Annotated in this window: 2 protein-coding genes; both read right to left on the minus strand. The window is 62.6% G+C overall.

The window, feature by feature from the left end; translation table 11 throughout:
• On the minus strand, nucleotides 1-726 hold a 726-nt coding region (locus tag B0G75_RS40030), incomplete at its 3' end, for a M23 family metallopeptidase (protein ID WP_181309454.1).
• A gap of 22 nt (nucleotides 727-748) precedes the next feature.
• Nucleotides 749-1,195, minus strand: a 447-nt coding sequence (locus tag B0G75_RS40035; RefSeq protein ID WP_146142618.1) for a DUF2345 domain-containing protein, incomplete at its 5' end; no start/stop codon positions are given.

Genomic DNA, 1,195 nt, shown 5'->3' on the forward strand with positions numbered 1-1,195 from the left:
TCCGGCCGGTACGAGAGACGGCTGCGGGTGTAACGTCGCGATTGCCGGCGCGCTGTCATCATCACGGAAAGGGTGCGGCTCATCGGCGAAGAGCTTCGCGCCGCGAGGAATGAAGAACCATATGTCGCCATACACCGCATCCCTGCGCGCCGGGGTATTGCCCAGCGGCCCCGGCGCGCGTCCAATCATCTTTTTCAGGTTCGCCTCGTCGCAGACGATCTCGAAGTGAATCTGCGGATACTGGTCATATATCTGGCCGGGTGTGCCGATCACGTCCTTGCGGTAAACCTTCTTGCCGACAGCGAGAGTCGGCATCACCTGCTGCATATGCAGGTAGACCGAGTAATAGGTGATCTTCGCGTTGTCGCCTTCACCGATCTCGGTGTCGTGACGGATGACCACGCAGCCGTCATCCGTGCGCACGTTGCGATACTGGAGAGTCGGCTTGTGGGTCGTGTCGGTCTTGCGCATGTACACGACCTTGCCGTCCGCGATGGCACGCACAGGCAGCGGTTCGCCGCCTTCTACTGGCGCCCTGAGATGCGGGCCGCCATGCCAGCCCAGGTTGTGGCTGACCGGATAGGCACCGTTCCCGGGTTCGCATTCCAGCATGTTGGATGTGCATACGTCGCCATCGGGGACGACCGTGTTGCCGGTGTCCTCCGTGGTCATGGCGTCATTCTGCTGCGGGTGGGCTGCTGAAAGAAGCGGTGGGCTGATAATCATGAGTCTGTCAGGACGAAAGCCGTCACAGTGAATGGATGTGGTCATCGGTCGGCGTGCCCGAACCGAAAGGCGCGAAACTCCTCAACTGGACATCCGGGCCCGGCACGTCCCACGACGCGGTTTTCTCCAGAATCGGCCCCGGCGAGCCGTTGATGATGCCGCTGCCGTTGATCTGGATATACGATCCGCCCGCACCGAGCCAGACTTCCTTTGCCGCGGTGATCACGATCCTGCCGTCCGTGCTGCTGACCGTGACGTCCTTCAGCGCCGCCAGCGTCATCTGGTCGCTCTGCGCCTGAATGTCCACGCGCCCCTTCGCCGCGATCAGCTTCATGCCGAACTGCCAGGCATACAGGCTGATCGCGCCGCGCACCGACGCAAACAGCGAACGTCCCGACGACACACTCACGTCCCGTCCCGCCGTCACCGCGTGATCGTTCGCGCTCGCCATATGCGTGCTGTCTGCGGC

It is taken from the genome of Paraburkholderia sp. BL18I3N2 (assembly GCF_003001875.1).
GTDB classification, from domain to species: Bacteria; Pseudomonadota; Gammaproteobacteria; order Burkholderiales; family Burkholderiaceae; genus Paraburkholderia; species Paraburkholderia phytofirmans.